The sequence below is a fragment of the Streptomyces sp. NPDC001351 genome, assembly GCF_042896045.1.
Lineage (GTDB): Bacteria > Actinomycetota > Actinomycetes > Streptomycetales > Streptomycetaceae > Streptomyces.
This window is the reverse complement of record NZ_JBIAWS010000001.1, coordinates 551,849-567,041: the sequence shown is the minus strand read 5'-3', so window position 1 is coordinate 567,041 and position 15,193 is coordinate 551,849. Positions and strand designations below refer to the sequence as shown.

Below are 15,193 nucleotides of genomic sequence, written 5' to 3'. Positions count from 1 at the left end.
GCCGTGTTCTCCAACTATCTGATCGGTCTGCGCGAGGGGCTCGAAGCCAGCCTGGTCGTCTGCATCCTGATCGCCTACCTGGTCAAGACGGGCCGCCGGGACGCCATCCGGCCCATCTGGATCGGCATCTCCATCGCCGTCCTGATCGCGATGGGCTTCGGCTGCGTCCTCGAATTCGGTTCCCAGGAGCTGACGTTCGAGGCACAGGAGGCGCTCGGCGGCTCCCTCTCCGTCGTCGCCGTCGGCCTGGTGACCTGGATGGTGTTCTGGATGCGGCGCACCGCCCGGCACCTGAAGTCCGAGCTGCACGGCAAGCTGGACGCGGCCCTCGCCATGGGCACGGGCGCCCTGGTCGCCACCGCGTTCCTCGCCGTGGGCCGGGAGGGCCTGGAGACCGCCCTGTTCGTGTGGGCCTCGGTCCACGCGGCCAGCGACGGCACGCCGCGCCCCCTGATCGGCGTGGCGCTGGGCCTGGCGACCGCGGTCTTCCTGGGCTGGCTGTTCTACCGCGGCGCCCTGAAGATCAACCTCGCGAAGTTCTTCACCTGGACCGGCGGCATGCTGGTCGTCGTGGCCGCGGGCGTGCTCGCGTACGGCTTCCACGACCTTCAGGAGGCCGACTGGATCCCGGGCCTGACGCACCTGGCGTTCGACATAAGCGACACCATCCCGCCGGACAGCTGGTACGGCACCCTCCTCAAGGGCGTCTTCAACTTCCAGCCGGACCCGACCGTCCTTCAGGTCACGGTGTGGCTGCTGTACCTGATCCCGACGCTCGCGCTGTTCTTCGCCCCGGTAGGGTTCGCCTCCGGGAAGGGGAAGGTGAAGACACCTGATGAGCAGGGATCGCGGCCCTCGAAGGCTCCGCAGGCTTGAGCGAAGCGCACTGATTGCGGCCTCGGCGACCGCTTTGTCGTTGACGGCGAGCGGTTGTGTGGTGGTGCACGGGGAGCGCGAGGTGCTCCCCTCCTCCACCCGCGCCGAGGCGGCCAAGGCGCTCGAACAGTTCACGTCCGCGTACAACAAGGCGGACAAGGCGTACGACAGTTCGCTCGACGCCGACCATGTCACCGGCGCCCTGGGCGACATCGACGCGGCCCGCCTCAAGGCCGGTCACACGCTCAGCCCGTCCGGCAATCCGGCGCACACACCGCTGCAGCTGACCGACGTGACGTACACGATCCCGAAGAAGGCGGGCTGGCCCCGCTGGTTCGTCGCGGAGGCCCAGGGCAACAAGGGCGGCAATCTGCACTGGCTGCTGGTGTTCCACCGCGATGGTCTCGGCCGGCCGTGGAAGGTGGCGTATCTGACGCTCATCCGCCCGGGCACGCTGCCGAAGGTGAAGAAGGACGCGGCCGGCTGGGCCGAGACCGTACCGGTGAACTCGACCGAATTCGCCGTCCCGCCCGGGGACTTGAGCAAGGACTACGCGACCTACCTGAAGAACGGCGGGAAGGTCTTCGCCCCGGGTCCGCACACCGACCAGTGGCGCGCCCAGCGCAAGAAGCTGTCCAAGAAGCCGGGCCTGGTCACGCAGTTCATCGACGAGCCGCTCATCAGCGGCAGCTACGCCCCCCTGGCGCTGCGCACGGCGGACGGCGGTGCGCTGGTGTTCTTCACCAACCGCCGCTACGAGAAGCAGACCGCCGCCGAGGGCACCTCGATCCCCGCACAGACGGCGAGCGTGAAGGCCCTGACCACCGGCGAGGTCAAGCAGTCACTGACGCTGGAGTACATGTCGAACGGGGTGGCTCTGGACCCGCAGCAGGGCGCCGGCGGCGGGCAGGTGTCGGTCCTGTCCCGGCTGGAGGGACTGACGTCGGCGCAGGGGTCGTAGGCAGCTGCGGTTCAGGTGGCGCCTAGTGCCGGAGGGGCCAGCCCGCACCCGCGTGGTCGGGCTCCTCACCCGCATAGCGGGCGCAGGCATCCGTGAGGATCTCCAGCAGGCTCAGAGGATCCGGCAGCGGATGCTCAAGCCCCCGTACCCAGTGCACACTCTGCTCACCGGGCAGCCTTGCCGGCGGCACGAGGACGTACGAGCCACGGCAGTGCCACCGCAGCCCCGGATGCTCGTCCATCGTCTCCGGATGGCAGTCCAGCTCGCACGGCCACCACTCGTCCTCGTCCTCGGGGGTGCCCCTGGTGAGGGTGAAGAACAGCAGGCGTCCGTCGTCGCTCTCGGCGACGGGCCCGACCTCGATGCCGGAGGCGAGCAGCCGCTCCAAGGCTTCCCGGCCGGCCTCCAGGGGCAGGTCGAGGACGTCGTGCACCATGCCGGTCGCTGTGATGAAGTTGGCCTGCGGCTGGTGGCGGGCCCAGCGCTCGATCTGGGCGCGGTCGGTGGTGGACTGCGTCTGCCAGGCGAACGACACCGGGTGCCGGGCCGGCGTGGGACAGCCCACGCGGTCGCAGGAACAGCGGTAGCCGGGGGCGGGATACGCGGCGGGGGCGAGCGGCAGACCCGCTGAGGCGGCGGCGAGCAGCAGGGCCTCACGTCCGGCGTCGTCGGCGCCGGTCTCCTTCGGGCGGCGGCCACGCAGCCACTGGGAGAGTTTGCCCTGCCGGCCGGTCCGGCCGCCCAACTCCGCGCTCATCTATCACCCTCGCCTCGCTGTCGTGCGCAACAGCATGCCCTATGGTCCCACCGGGCCGTGCTCCGGGGTGCCAGAAGGGACATCCGGGGTACGAGGGGCAAGACCGTGCAGGGCGTACTCGACGAGTGTGTCCGTGTAGGCGTACGAGATCGGTCCCGTGTGCTGCAGCCAGCGCTGGGCGAGGGGTGAGACGAACAGTTCCAGGGCGATGCGCGGGTCGATCTCGGGGCGGACCTGACCGGCTTCCTGCGCGGAACGCAGCCGGTCGACGTACAGCTGGAGCGAGGGTTCGAGGAGCTTGGTCACGAACTCCCGGCCGAGTTCCTCGTTGACGAGGCCCTCGGCGGCCAGCGCCCGGGAGGGCGCCTCGAACCGGGGGTCCTTCAGCTGGTCGACGGTGACCCGGAGCACGGCCTTGAGGTCGGCGGCGAGGTCGCCAGTGTCCGGGATGACGTACGGCTCCTGGCCCGCGTCCCGCGCCGCCGGCGCGCTGAGGTCGAGGAAGGCCTCCAGCAGGACGTCGGCCTTCGACCCTCACCAGCGGTAGATCGTCTGCTTGCCGACGCCGGCCCGGGCTGCGATGCCCTCGATGGTCGTCCTCGGGGTAGCCGATCTCACCGACCAGCGCGAGAGCGGCGTCCTAGATCGCGCGACGGGACCTCTCACTGCGGCGGGCGGCGTCGGGGGCGGGCCTCTTGACCATGGACCGACGGTACTGGCTCATGCTGCTACGGCTTGTGGTTCTACGACTCCTGGAGGTACGGCGGCCAGGGGTCGCCCCAGTCCGCGTCCCGGGCCGCCTTGTAGAGGTCGCCGTGGCGTTTGGTGACCGTGGTGCGGCCGAGGGACGGTTCGGTCTCGCACAGGTCCAGGAGCACCTGGCCCTTGCGGATCTGGGGCTTGCGTACGACACGGTTGGGCGCGGGGGCCACGGGGAAGCGGGCGGCGGCGACATAGCTGAACTTCTCGTCCTCGTACGGCAGGGAGCCGCCCTTGACCTGGCGGTGCAGGGAGGAACGGCTGACCCGGGCCGCGAAGTGGCACCAGTCCTCGCCGGGGACGATCGGGCAGCCGGCGCTGTGCGGGCAGGGTGCAGCGACATGGAACCCGGCGGCGATCAGGCGGTCGCGGGCCTCGATGACGCGGGTGTACCCCGCGGGGGTGCCGGCCTCGACGATCACGACGGCCCGGGCGGCGGCCGCGGCGGCGTCGACGAGGGCGGTGCGGTCGGGTTCGGAGAGTTCGTTGAGGACGTAGGAGACGGTGAGGAGGTCCGTGTCGTCGAGGGTGAGGGCGGCGCCGATGCGGGCGCGTCGCCAACTGGCCTGTCCCAGGGCGGGGTTGGCGGCGGCGATTTCCTCACCGAGGGCGAGGGCGGGTTCCGACCAGTCGAGGACGGTGACGGGACGGGTGCCGTCCCAGGTGGCGGTGACGGCCCAGGTGGCGGCGCCGGTGCCGCCGCCGAGGTCGGTGTGGCTGCCGGGTGTGAAGTCCGGCACGGCGTCGGCGAACGCCTCCAGCGCGGCGTGCACCGCCTCGAAGGTCGCGGGCATGCGGTAGGCGGCGTAGGCGGCCACGTCTGCGCGGTCGCGGAGGATGGGGGCGTCGGTGGGGGTGGCTCCGCGGTAGTTGGCGATGAGGCGGTCGACGGCCTGGGCGGCCTGCTTGGGCGGGAGCCCGCCGAGGAGGCCGGCAAGACTGCGGCGCAGGACTTCGGCCGGGGCTACGGGGTCGTTCACCCGCCGATTCTATTTCGCCCCCGCCGCCCCTACCCGTCCCGTCCCTGAGGGCTGCGCCCCCAGCCCCCCGCTTTCGGCCTGAACGGCCTCGTCCTCAAACGCCGGACGGGCTGAAAGATCAAGCCCCGGCCGGCGACAAAGGAATCAGGCCCTGGACGGGCTGCGATACACCGCCCGTGCCAGGCGGGTCGCCGCTGCCGCGCGGGGGCGGCTGTCGGGCCCCCGCCGCCGCGGATGCACCGCATTCGCCAGCAGCACCAAGAACGTGTCCGTCGCCGGATCCAGCACCACCGACGTCCCCGTGAACCCCGTGTGCCCCGCCGCTCCCCGCCCTGCCAGCTCCCCCATGAACCACGCCTGGTCGACGGCGAAGCCGAGCCCCGGCGGGGCCAGCAGCAGTTCCACGAAGTCGGTGCCGAGGATGCGGGCGGGCCCGTAGGAACCCCCCGCCAGAAGAGTCCGGCAGAAGACAGCCAGGTCACGCCCCGTCGAGAAGAGTCCCGCATGGCCCGCGATGCCGCCCAGCGCCCATGCGTTCTCGTCGTGTACGACACCGCGCACCATGCCCCGGTCGGCCTTGGCCCACGGCCGCCGCTGATCCTCCGTCGCCGCCGCCCCCGGACAGGGCCCGAAATCGGTCGACAGCATCCCCAGCGGACGGGTGATCCCGTCATGGATCAGGACGTCCAGGGTCCGCCCGGAAACCCGTTCCAGAACGAACTGCAGCAGGAGGAAGTTGAGGTCGGAGTACGTGTACGTCCCGGGCACCCCGATCGGCACCTCCGCCCGCAGCCTCTCCAGCCGCTCCGCGTCGTCGGCACAGTCGTACAGCGGAAGTTCGGGCCGCAGCCCGGAGGTGTGAGTGAGCAGCTCCCGCACGGTGATCCCGTGCCGGACCGCCGCACGGAACTCGGGCAGATACGCGCCGACCCGCGCATCGATCCCGAGCGTGCCCCGCTCGATCTGCTGCACGGCGGCGACCGCGGTGAACAGCTTGGTGAGAGAGGCCAGGTCGACGGGCGTGTCGACGGTCATCGGGACCCGGTCCGAGGGCGGGAGTTCGACGCCGCGGTCCGTGTCGGGGTCGTAGGCCGAGTATCTGACGGCCCAGCCCGCCGCCTCCTCGACGGCGATCACCGGCCCGCGCCCGGCGACGACGACGGTGCCCGCGGCCCAGGGGTGGTCCCCGGTCGTGAGGTCGTGGACCTCCTGGACGAGGTGGCGGAGTTCGCCGGGGTCGAGTCCGGCCCGCTCGGGACTGTCCCTGCGCAGTCTCGGTGCGCTCAGCTCCCCGCTCCTTCCACGCTCGTACGGCCGCTGTGGGATCGGCACATTCCCACGAAGCAGCCCAGTGCCACCAGCGCCGCGGCCAGTTGGACGACGGCCATCGGGACGGCGGTGTGCTCTCCGGCGATCCCGACGAGCGGGGAGGCGACGGCGCCGATGAGGAACGAGGAGGTGCCGAGCAGTGCGGACGCCGACCCGGCCGCGTGCTTGGTGCGCATCAGGGCGAGCGCCTGGGCGTTGGGCAGGGTCACCCCCATCGCGGACATCAGCACGAAGAGGGCCGCGGCCACGGGCGCCAGGCCGACCTTGCCGAGGACTCCGGTGGACATGAGGAGGAGTGCGGTCGCGGCGGCGATGACGACGAGCAGACCCGCGCCGAGCGCCCGGTCCAGGCGGACCCTTCCGACCAGCAGCTTTCCATTGATCTGACCGACGGCCACCAGCCCCACCGAGTTCAGGCCGAACAGCAGGCTGAACGTCTGCGGGGAGGCGCCGTAGATCTCCTGGATCACGTACGGCGAGGCCGATACGTAGGCGAAGAGCGCGGCGAAGGCGAACCCGCCCGCGAGCATGAAACCGGTGAAGGGCAGGTCGGCGAGGAGGCGGCGCATCGAGTGCAGGGCCTCGCCGACTCCCCCGCCGTGCCGCTCGGCTACGGGGAGGGTCTCGGGCAGTTTCGTCCAGACGAAGGCGGTCAGCACCGTGCCCACCACCGTGAGCACCACGAACACGCCCCGCCAGTCCGTCACCCGCAGGATCTGCCCGCCGATCAGTGGCGCGACGATCGGGGCGACCCCGCCGATCAGCATGAGGGTGGAGAAGAAGCGGGCCATCGCCTCGCCGTCGTACAGGTCGCGGACCACGGCGCGCGCGATGACGATTCCCGCCGCGCCCGCCAGCCCCTGCGCGAGGCGGAACGCGACCAGCGACTCGACGGTCGGCGCGACGGCGCACAGGACGGTCGAGACGACGTAGGCGACCATGCCGGTCAGCAGGGGGCGCCGACGGCCCCACCGGTCGCTCATCGGGCCGGCCACCAGTTGTCCCAGCGCCATCCCGAGCAGGCAGGCGGTGAGCGTGAGCTGGACGGTGGCCGCGGGGGCGTGCAGGGAGTTCGTGACCTCCGGGAGCGAGGGGAGATACATGTCCATCGCCAGCGGGGGCGTCGCGGTGAGGCCGCCGAGGATCAGGGTGACGAGCAGTCCGGTGCGGGGAACGGTACGGGCGACGGCCGGTTCCGTATCCGGTCCGGCCGTCTGCGGTATGTGCGGTGTCGACACGCGCGGTGTCGACGCCCCCTGCTCGGGCATGTGCCCCTCCCTCTCCGAATCTCTCCGGATTCTCCGAGTGATGCGCCCCCTATGGTCTCAGCTCGCACACAGTGCCGAATGTCACGTGCCCGTCGGGCCGCCCTGACCCGGATGGCGGACGGTCTCGTCCCGTATGCCGGACCCTCGCCTACGCTGCGGGCCCATGAATGCCATGGAGACGGAGAAGCAGGGGACCAGCGGGCAGTCGAGGATCGCGGTGGTGACCGGTGCCGGCTCCGGCATCGGGCGGGCGGTTGCCGTGGAGCTGCTGCGTGCGGGCTGGTCGGTGGCGCTGGCCGGGCGGCGCCCCGGGACGCTGGAGGAGACGGCGGCGCTGGTGCCGGGCAGCGTATGTCTCACCGTACGGACCGACGTCTCGCGGCCCGACGACGTGGCCGGACTGTTCGCCGCCGCGGTCGAGCGGTTCGGGCGGGTGGATCTGCTGTTCAACAACGCGGGGACGTTCGGTCCCGGCGGGGTGCCGGTCGAGGAGCTGGAGTACGAGGCCTGGCGGCATGTGGTGGACACCAACCTCAACGGGGCGTTCCTGTGCGCCCAGGCGGCGTACCGGCAGATGAAGCAGCAGGACCCGCAGGGCGGGCGGATCATCAACAACGGTTCGATCTCCGCCCATACGCCTCGACCGCACTCCGTCGCCTACACGGCGACCAAGCACGCGCTGACCGGCCTCACCAAGTCGCTCTCGCTGGACGGGCGGCCGTACAACATCGCGGTCGGGCAGATCGACATCGGCAACGCGGCCACCGACATGACGGCCCGGATGCAGACCGGCGCGCTGCAGGCCAACGGCGAGATCGCGCCCGAGCCGGTGATGGATGTCGCCGATGTGGCGCGCACGGTGCGGCACATGGCCGAGCTGCCACTGGAGGCGAACGTGCAGTTCGCGACGGTTCTGGCGACCGCGATGCCGTACGTGGGCCGCGGTTGACCGCCGCGGCAGGTCCTCAACTCATCAACTTGCACAACCGGAATTTGAGCATCCGCACCATTGCGGCCGGTCGTGGACCTATGCTCAAATCTCCTACACAAGAACTTCACACTTGAGGGAGTGAGGTTCCGTAGGCCGACAGTCCATGCCGAGGGGGGATGGCAGCCGTTCCACCGCACCGGGTGGGGGTGGATCTCGCGTGGGACCGCGAGGTACGCACCGGTGCGTGGAACGGCTGCCACATACGTCAGTTGGCGTGTCTGCCGCCGCTCTTGCCGCGTCTGCGCAGCGCCCAGACACCGCCCGCGAGCAGGGCGATCGTGCCACCCGCGCCCTCCAGCAGCCGCCAGGTCGAAGGGTCCCCGGACCCCGCGCCCGGGGCGCCTGCCGCCGCCTGGGCCGTCTTGCGGGTGGGCGTGGCCCTGGCCCCGCCCTCGCTGAGCGGCTCGACCAGTGTGCCCACCGGCTGGGCCGAACCACCGTGCGTGAAGCCCCAGTCGAGCAGCGCGGCCGTCTCCTCGTAGACGGCGTTGGAGCCGGCCTTGGGGTGCATCACGGTGGCCAGCAGGGTCCTGCCGCCGCGAGTGGCGGCACCGGTGAAGGTGTTGCCGGCGTGGCTGGTGTAACCGTTCTTGACGCCGATCAGCCCGTCGTACGTCTTCAAGCCCCACGCGCCCGTGAGCAGACGGTCGGTGTTCTGGATCTGGAAGGTCTTCTTGCCGCCGGCCGGGAAGTCGGCGATCTTGGTGTGGCAGTACTCGCGGAAGTCGGCGTTCTTCAGTCCGTGCCGGGCGAACAGGGTGAGGTCGTAGGCGGAGGACAGCTGCCCCTTGTGGTCGAAGCCGTCGGGGCTCACCACATGGGTGTCCAGGGCCTGCAGGTCCTCGGCCTTGGCCTGCATCTCGGCGACCGTCTTGGCCACTCCCCCGTTCATATGGGCGAGCACATGCACGGCGTCGTTGCCGGAGCGAAGGAAGACGCCCTGCCACAGCTGCTCGACGGTGTACGTGATCCCGGGCTTGACCCCGACCAGGCTGGAACCGGCCGGGATGTCGGCCAGGTCGGCGTCGGTCACCTTGTACCGCTGACCGCGCTGGAACTTCTTCAGGACGGTGTCGGCGAACAGCATCTTCAGTGTGGACGCGGGCGGCAGGCGCCGGTGCGCGGCGAACGAGGCGAGCACCTCCCCGCTCTCGCAGTCGGCGACGATCCAGGCACTTGCGGTGATTTTCCCGGGCAGACCTGTGGCGCCGCTCACCTGAATTCCGTCACGGGCGAGTCGCTCACCGCCGACGACGGTGCCGGCAGCGGATGCGGGAGTCGCCGAGGCAAGCGGAATGGCGGCTGCGGCAAGGCCGAGAGCGGCACGCCGGGACAGCGGAGAAGAACCGTGCATCCCGGGACCGTAACACCCACTCAACAGCAGTTTCCTGCCAGTACGCCGTCTACGGCATAGGAATTGCCTGTCTTACGGAATTCTGACCCGGCATCCGACTTTCTCGGCCTGACACATCTTTTACTCGGTCCGGCTCAAAGGTTTCTCCCTGGCTTGTGGCAGCGCACACAGTGGGCTCCAAGAACCTTCGAGGAACGGGGTGTTTTGGCATCTGTCTCAAGAAGGCGGGGCGGATCACGCAGACGGAACGGGGCCTGCGCTCCTGACAGGGCCGCCGCTCACCGTCCGAGGGTCCGGTCGACCTCGGCCAGCTGCCGGTCGGTGAGCGGCCCCTTCGCGATCGCGCCGGCGTTCTGCTCGGCCTGCGCGACCGAACGGAAGCCGGGGATCGGGACAGCGCGGGGACTGCGCGCCCACAGCCAGGCGAGGGCGCCCTGGGCGAGGGTACGGCCGCCGCTGGTGAGGATCTCGCGGAGCGCGTCGATCCGGGCGACCCAGTCCGCGTCGGCTCCGGAGCCCTCGCTGAAGCCCTCGAGCCAGGCCGGCGGCCTGCTGCGGATGTCGCCCGCCTCCAGGGCGCCTTGACGCCTGCCCGCCAGCAGCCCCATGGCCAGCGGGCTGCGGTTGATGCTCGCGAGCCCCGACTCCTCGCACAGCGCGAACATCTCGGGCGCGTCCTGCAGCACGTTGGCCGCATGCTGCACGGCCGCGCAGTGCTCCCCCTCGGCGAACACGGCGGCGCGGGCGGGGTCGTCGGTGCTCCAGGCGTAGGCGCGGATCAGCCCTTCCTGTACGAACTCCTCGCACAGGTCCCGGAGTTCGGCGGCACGCTCGGGGTCGGCGTCGGAGATGTGCAGCTGGTAGAGGTCGACGTAGTCGGTCCCCAGCCGCTTCAGCGACGCGGTCAGCGCACGGCGGGCGTGCGCCGGGAGTCGTCGCGGCCGATGAGGGTGCGGGTCTCCTCGTCGAAGACGTTGCCCCACTTGGTGGCGAGGACGACGTCGGCTCGGCGCTTGCCCAGCGCCCGGCCGAGGATGCGCTCGCTGTGTCCGGTGCCGTAGGTGTCCGCGGTGTCGAAGAAGGTCACGCCGAGGTCGAGGGCGCGGCGGATCGCCCGTACGGACTCGTCGTCGTCGACCTTGCCCCAGCCGAGCGGCTGTCCCTCGGCGTTGTGCCACTCGCCTCCGATGGCCCAGCAGCCGAAGCCGAGAGCGCTTACTTCGATGCCGCTGCGACCGAGGGTCCTGTTCGTCTCCATGACCGAGAACGGTAGGAGTTGGAGCGCGCACGAAGGCAAGGGGTCGTACGCGTGTACGTGCGTGTGTCCGTGTGACTTACGCCTGCCCGGTCTCGAAGCGGGAGATCCGGCCGTCGTCCTCGATGGTGAAGTTCCAGCGGGTGCGCATCTCGCCCCAGGCGTCGTTGCGGTAGTGGGCGAGGAGGGCGCGGCCGCCCTGGGACTCGTTGTCGACGTCCAGGTGACCGTTGGAGGAGAAGATCTCCCGGTCGATCCAGTCGGCGAGGTCCCGGTCGGAGCCGTCGTCCGCCATGGTCGCGTCCTCCGTGAGGAGGGCCATGAAGGCGTCCCGGTCGTGGGCGTTGACGGCGGTGACGAACGCGCGGACGGCCGGGTCGCTGAGTTTGGCTGGCTGAATCGTCATGCCAGCAGAGTCACACCGCCCGCCGGGACCCGCCACCCGAACGGCTGCGTGGAGGGGTCCGCGAGGTGTGAGGAGTGGGACGGTGGACACGCGGAGGGGAGTGTTCCTGTTCGCCGGAACCCGTTGCCCGTCCCCGTTGCCCGTCCCCGTTGTCCGTCTCCGCCCCCGTTGCCCGTCTCCGTCCTCGTTGTTCGTCCCCGCCCCCGTTGTCCGTCCCCGTCCCCGTTGTCTGTCCCTGTTGTCTGTCCCGGGAGAAATCATGAGCTCTTACGACCGGCGTGATCTGGGCCTGCTGCTGCTCCGGCTGGGTGCCGGCGGCGTGCTGGCGGCGCACGGCGCGCAGAAGCTGTTCGGCTGGTTCGGCGGACACGGCATCGAGGGGACCGGCCAGTTCATGGAGTCAGTCGGCTACGCACCCGGCAAGGCGAGCGCCACGGCGGCGGGCCTCGCGGAGGCCGGCGGCGGCACACTGCTGGCGCTGGGCCTGGCGACCCCGGCGGCGGGTGCGGCGGCGGCCGGCGCGATGGCCGGGGCGTCCGCGGTGCACGCCCCGAACGGCTTCTTCAACGCGGAGGGCGGCTACGAGTACGCGGCGACCCTCGCCCTGGCCGCCACCGGCCTCGCGGTCGCCGGCCCCGGCCGTCTCTCCCTGGACCACGCGCTCGGCCATGTCTTCGACCGCGGCTGGATGGTCCCGACGGCACTCGGCGTGACGGCGGCGGCCACGGCGCTGGTCGTGGGGGCGCGGAACAAGCGCCTGCGGGACAAGAAGCAGCCGGACGAGCAGGAGGCACTGTTCGCGGAGGAGGAGGCGCTGTTCAGGGAGTGACCCGGTCGGGCAGGCTGGGCCCATGACTGATCAGCCCCTGCCTCCCGAGACCTCGGCCTCCCCCGACATCTGGCAGGCCGTCGACGACCTGTGGACCTGGCTCGACGCGAACCGTCCGCACGGTGGCCAGGAGGGCATGCTCCTGCGCATGCTCAAGCTGTCGGAGGAGGTCGGCGAGGTCGCGGAGGCGGTGATCGGCGCGACCGGCCAGAACCCGCGCAAGGGGATCACCCACACCTGGGAGGACGTCCAGGGCGAGCTCTGCGATGTCGTCATCACGGCTCTCGTGGCCCTGCGCACGCTGACGCCGGACACCCGGGAGGTGTTCACCCGGCACCTGGCGAAGGTGACCGCGCGCTCCCTCGGCCCGTCCGCGTAGCGCAGGGGCGCAACTCGGCCGTCCGGCAGGTGGATGGGGCCGGCGGGGTGGCGTGCCGCGGGCCCCGGTCCGGATACTGACGCCGTATCCGACACGCACGGCACACGGCATCCGGGGGGGCTGGCATGGTGGCAACGTCGTACTGGGCGGGCGAGTCCGACGAGGAAATCCTGGACGAGACCGTCGGATCACTGCTGCGCCGCGCGGCCCGACTGGCGCCGGATACCACCGCCCTGGTCGAGGGTGTGCCGGATCCCGCCGAGCGCCGCCGGTGGACGTACGCCGAGCTGCTCGACGAGTCCGAGCGTGCGGCGAGGGCCCTGCTCGGCCGTTTCTCGCCGGGCGAGCGCGTGGCGGTGTGGGCGAACAACATCCCGGAGTGGGTGATCCTCGAACTCGCCGCCGCTCTCGCAGGGATCACGCTCGTCACGATCAACCCGGCCTTGCGCGAGGCGGAGTTGCGCCACGTACTCGGCCATTCCCGCGCGGCCGGCGTCTTCCTGCGCCGCGAGTACCGCGGCAACCCGATGGCCCGCACCCTGGCCGACATCCGCGCGGACCTCCCCGACCTGCGCACGAGCGTGCTGTTCGAGGACTGGGCGGAATTCTGCGCCGAGGGCTCGACCGACCGCGCGCTACCCGAGGTCGACGCCTCGGCACCGGCCCAGATCCAGTACACCTCGGGCACGACCGGCATCCCGAAGGGCGTGATCCTGCACCATCGCGGCATCACCAACAACGCGCGGCTGGCCTACGTCCGCACCTTCGGGCTGCAGCCGGGCGAGGCCGCGCTCAACCCGATGCCGCTGTTCCACACGGCGGGCTGCGTACTGGCCACCCTCGCCTCGATCACCAGCCTCGGCACCCATGTCCTGCCGCCGCACTTCGAGCCGGGTCTGATGCTCGAACTCACCGAGTCCGAACGCTGCGTGATGCTGGGAGGCGTGCCGACGATTATGATCGCCATGCTCGAACACCCGGCCCTCCCCCGCACCGACCTCTCGTCCCTACGGTTCATGCTGTCCGGCGGCGCCTCGGTCCCACCCGAACTGGTGCGCCGGATCGAGGAGGTCTTCGGTGTCCCGATGGCCATCATCTACGCCCAGACCGAGGCGTCCCCGGGCATCACGATCACCCGCCTCGACGACACCGCGGACGACCGCGCCCGCACGGTGGGCAGGCCCCTCCCCCTGGCGGAGGTGAAGATCGTGGACGCGACAGGAACGGTCGTACCGCCAGGCATCACCGGCGAACTCTGCACCCGCGGCTACCACGTCATGACCGGCTACCTCGACGCCCCGGACGCGACCGCCGCCGCCATCGACACCGACGGCTGGCTGCACACCGGCGACCTCGCCTCGATGGACGAGCGCGGCTACTGCCGTATCGAGGGCCGTCTGAAGGACATGATCATCCGGGGCGGCGAGAACATCTACCCGCGCGAGATCGAGCAGGTACTGGCCGAACACCCCGCCGTCGCCGAGGCCGCGGTCGTGGGCGTCCCCGACCCGGTCTGGGGCGAACGGGTCGCGGCCTTCATCCGCCTCAACTCGGGCCACACGGCGGGCGAGACGGTGGATGAGACTGTGCTGGAGAAGGACCTCTTCGACCACGTCCGCGCCCATCTGGCCCCGCACAAGACTCCCCGCACCTGGGTGTTCGTCGAGGGGTTCCCGCTGACGGGCTCCGGCAAGATCCGCAAGAACACGCTCCGGGAGGAGTACGTGGCGGGCCGACTGCCGAAGTGATGGTCTGTGCGGCTGCCTAGGTGACGTCGCTCCGGGCGGCGAGGGTAAGCCGGCGATGGGTGCGGACGCGTCACGCAGGATGCCCGTCCAGGCGGCCGGATCACGCGGCATCCCGGGCCGCAGCTCCATGCCACACGCGTCCCGATGGTCGGGCCGTGCCGGGGATCGACTACCTGACGGGCCTCTTCGCCGAGCTGGGCTTCGGGGAGGAGTTCGCGCGGTGCCTGGAGGCGACGACGGAGACACTTCTCCGGCGCGGTTCATGAGCGGCGCGGTTCATGAGCGGCGCGCCTCGGACAGCGGGCCGGCGGGGGTGGCCGCACCCGGGCCGTAGGCCGCCGTGAGCAACGCGGGCAGGTCACCGGGGGCAACGTCGTACGTCTGGGTGCCGAGGGCCGACAGGGCGAGCGCGGCCAGGGCCGCGCCGTTCTGCGCACATCGCACTGTGTCCCGGCCCTCGGCCAGGGACGCCAGGTAACCCGCGCGGAAGGCGTCTCCCGCCCCGGTGGGGTCCGCCACCGGGATCGCCGTCACGGCAGGAACACGCACGGTCGGCCAGCCGGCCCGGTCGATGCGGCAGCCCTTCTCGCCGAGGGTGGTCACCCAGGTGCCGGTCCGGCGCAGCACCTCGTTCTCGGTCCAGCCGGTCTTGCTGAGCAGGAGCTCGCGTTCGTACTCGTTGGTGAACAAGTGGTCGGCGCCGTCGACCAGTTCGCCGATGTCCGTGCCGTCGAGCCGGGCCAGTTGCTGGGACGGGTCGGCGAGGAAGGGGACGCGGCGGTCGCGGCAGGTCCGGGTGTGCCGGAGCATCGCCGAGGGGTCGTCGGCACCGACCAGCACCAGATCGACCCCGCCGCAGCGACGGAGGACCTCCGCGAGGTCGATGGCGGACGCCTCGGTCATCGCGCCCGGGTAGAAGGAGGCGAGCTGGTTGCCGTGCGGGTCGGTCGTGCAGAGGAACCGGGCGGTGTGGCGGCCTGCGGAGACATGGACGCCGCAGGTGTCGACGCCGAGGCCTGCCAGCCGGGCGCCGTGGTCGTGGAAGTCCGCGCCCACCGCTCCCACGAGCACGGGCCGGTGTCCCAGGCGGGCCAGTCCGTAGGCGATGTTGGCGGCCACTCCGCCGTTGCGGATGTCCAGGGTGTCGACCAGAAAGGACAGCGAGACGCGGTCCAGGCGGTCGGCCAGCAGCTGGTCGGCGATGCGCCCGGGGAAGGTCATCAGGTGGTCGGTGGCGATGGAACCGGTGACGGCGATGCGCATGTCAGGCCCGCGCCGCCTTCCGCAGCACGTCCACGCGG

General features: G+C 71.0%; 13 protein-coding genes and 2 pseudogenes. 6 read left to right on the top strand and 9 right to left on the bottom strand.

What is annotated here, in order from left to right:
- Window positions 1–3 precede the first annotated feature (3 nt).
- Both efeU and ACFY1U_RS02585 read left to right on the top strand, forming a co-directional pair.
- Window positions 4–876: an iron uptake transporter permease EfeU gene (efeU, locus tag ACFY1U_RS02590; RefSeq protein WP_390692304.1), complete on the top strand. Its 873-nt coding sequence runs from the start codon at window positions 4–6 to the stop codon at window positions 874–876.
- Window positions 836–1,837, top strand: a complete 1,002-nt coding sequence (locus ACFY1U_RS02585; protein WP_390692303.1) for a hypothetical protein — start codon at window positions 836–838, stop codon at window positions 1,835–1,837. Before efeU ends, ACFY1U_RS02585 begins: the two co-directional genes overlap by 41 nt.
- Before the next feature lie 22 nt (window positions 1,838–1,859).
- On the opposite strand, the gene ACFY1U_RS02580 is transcribed toward ACFY1U_RS02585, so the two are convergent.
- The 5 genes and pseudogenes from ACFY1U_RS02580 to ACFY1U_RS02560 all read right to left on the bottom strand — a co-directional run bounded on the left by ACFY1U_RS02580 (window position 1,860) and on the right by ACFY1U_RS02560 (window position 6,930).
- Window positions 1,860–2,594, bottom strand: coding sequence for a bifunctional DNA primase/polymerase (locus ACFY1U_RS02580; protein WP_390692301.1), 735 nt, complete (start codon window positions 2,592–2,594; stop codon window positions 1,860–1,862).
- Window positions 2,595–2,633: 39 nt separating this feature from the next.
- Window positions 2,634–3,297: pseudogene (locus ACFY1U_RS02575) on the bottom strand (TetR/AcrR family transcriptional regulator).
- 40 nt (window positions 3,298–3,337) lie between these two features.
- The gene (locus ACFY1U_RS02570; RefSeq protein WP_390692300.1) at window positions 3,338–4,333 is read right to left on the bottom strand and encodes a small ribosomal subunit Rsm22 family protein; all 996 of its coding nucleotides are present in this window, start codon (window positions 4,331–4,333) and stop codon (window positions 3,338–3,340) included.
- Between the two features lie 144 nt (window positions 4,334–4,477).
- Complete coding sequence (locus tag ACFY1U_RS02565) at window positions 4,478–5,665, bottom strand: serine hydrolase domain-containing protein (RefSeq protein ID WP_390692299.1); 1,188 nt, start codon at window positions 5,663–5,665, stop codon at window positions 4,478–4,480.
- A complete protein-coding gene (locus ACFY1U_RS02560; RefSeq protein ID WP_390692298.1) occupies window positions 5,617–6,930 on the bottom strand; it encodes a multidrug effflux MFS transporter in 1,314 nt (437 codons plus the stop codon). Before ACFY1U_RS02560 ends, ACFY1U_RS02565 begins: the two co-directional genes overlap by 49 nt.
- 163 nt (window positions 6,931–7,093) lie before the next feature.
- On the opposite strand from ACFY1U_RS02560, the gene ACFY1U_RS02555 reads away from it, so the two are divergent.
- Window positions 7,094–7,879, top strand: a complete 786-nt coding sequence (locus ACFY1U_RS02555; protein WP_390692297.1) for an SDR family oxidoreductase — start codon at window positions 7,094–7,096, stop codon at window positions 7,877–7,879.
- 247 nt (window positions 7,880–8,126) lie between these two features.
- Here ACFY1U_RS02555 and ACFY1U_RS02550 read toward each other — a convergent pair whose 3' ends face one another.
- The 3 genes and pseudogenes from ACFY1U_RS02550 to ACFY1U_RS02540 all read right to left on the bottom strand — a co-directional run bounded on the left by ACFY1U_RS02550 (window position 8,127) and on the right by ACFY1U_RS02540 (window position 10,936).
- Window positions 8,127–9,275: a D-alanyl-D-alanine carboxypeptidase family protein gene (locus tag ACFY1U_RS02550; RefSeq protein ID WP_390692296.1), complete on the bottom strand. Its 1,149-nt coding sequence runs from the start codon at window positions 9,273–9,275 to the stop codon at window positions 8,127–8,129.
- Window positions 9,276–9,553: 278 nt separating this feature from the next.
- Window positions 9,554–10,533, bottom strand: a pseudogene (locus ACFY1U_RS02545) (aldo/keto reductase).
- Window positions 10,534–10,609: 76 nt separating this feature from the next.
- The gene (locus ACFY1U_RS02540; protein ID WP_390692295.1) at window positions 10,610–10,936 is read right to left on the bottom strand and encodes a nuclear transport factor 2 family protein; all 327 of its coding nucleotides are present in this window, start codon (window positions 10,934–10,936) and stop codon (window positions 10,610–10,612) included.
- A 259-nt stretch (window positions 10,937–11,195) separates the two neighbouring features.
- Here ACFY1U_RS02540 and ACFY1U_RS02535 point away from each other — a divergent pair, with 259 nt between their 5' ends.
- The 3 genes from ACFY1U_RS02535 (at window position 11,196) to ACFY1U_RS02525 (ending at window position 13,892) form a co-directional block, all read left to right on the top strand.
- Entirely contained in the window at window positions 11,196–11,765 is a 570-nt protein-coding gene (locus ACFY1U_RS02535; protein ID WP_390692294.1) for a DoxX family membrane protein, read from the top strand.
- Window positions 11,766–11,787: 22 nt separating this feature from the next.
- Window positions 11,788–12,144 (top strand): MazG-like family protein, encoded by a 357-nt coding sequence (locus ACFY1U_RS02530; RefSeq protein ID WP_390692293.1) that lies wholly within the window; start codon window positions 11,788–11,790, stop codon window positions 12,142–12,144.
- Between the two features lie 125 nt (window positions 12,145–12,269).
- Window positions 12,270–13,892: an AMP-binding protein gene (locus ACFY1U_RS02525; RefSeq protein ID WP_390692292.1), complete on the top strand. Its 1,623-nt coding sequence runs from the start codon at window positions 12,270–12,272 to the stop codon at window positions 13,890–13,892.
- 276 nt (window positions 13,893–14,168) lie between these two features.
- Here the strand turns inward: ACFY1U_RS02525 and ACFY1U_RS02520 are convergent, their stop codons facing one another.
- Window positions 14,169–15,155 (bottom strand): carbohydrate kinase family protein, encoded by a 987-nt coding sequence (locus ACFY1U_RS02520; RefSeq protein WP_390692291.1) that lies wholly within the window; start codon window positions 15,153–15,155, stop codon window positions 14,169–14,171.
- Window positions 15,156–15,193: the final 38 nt, after the last annotated feature.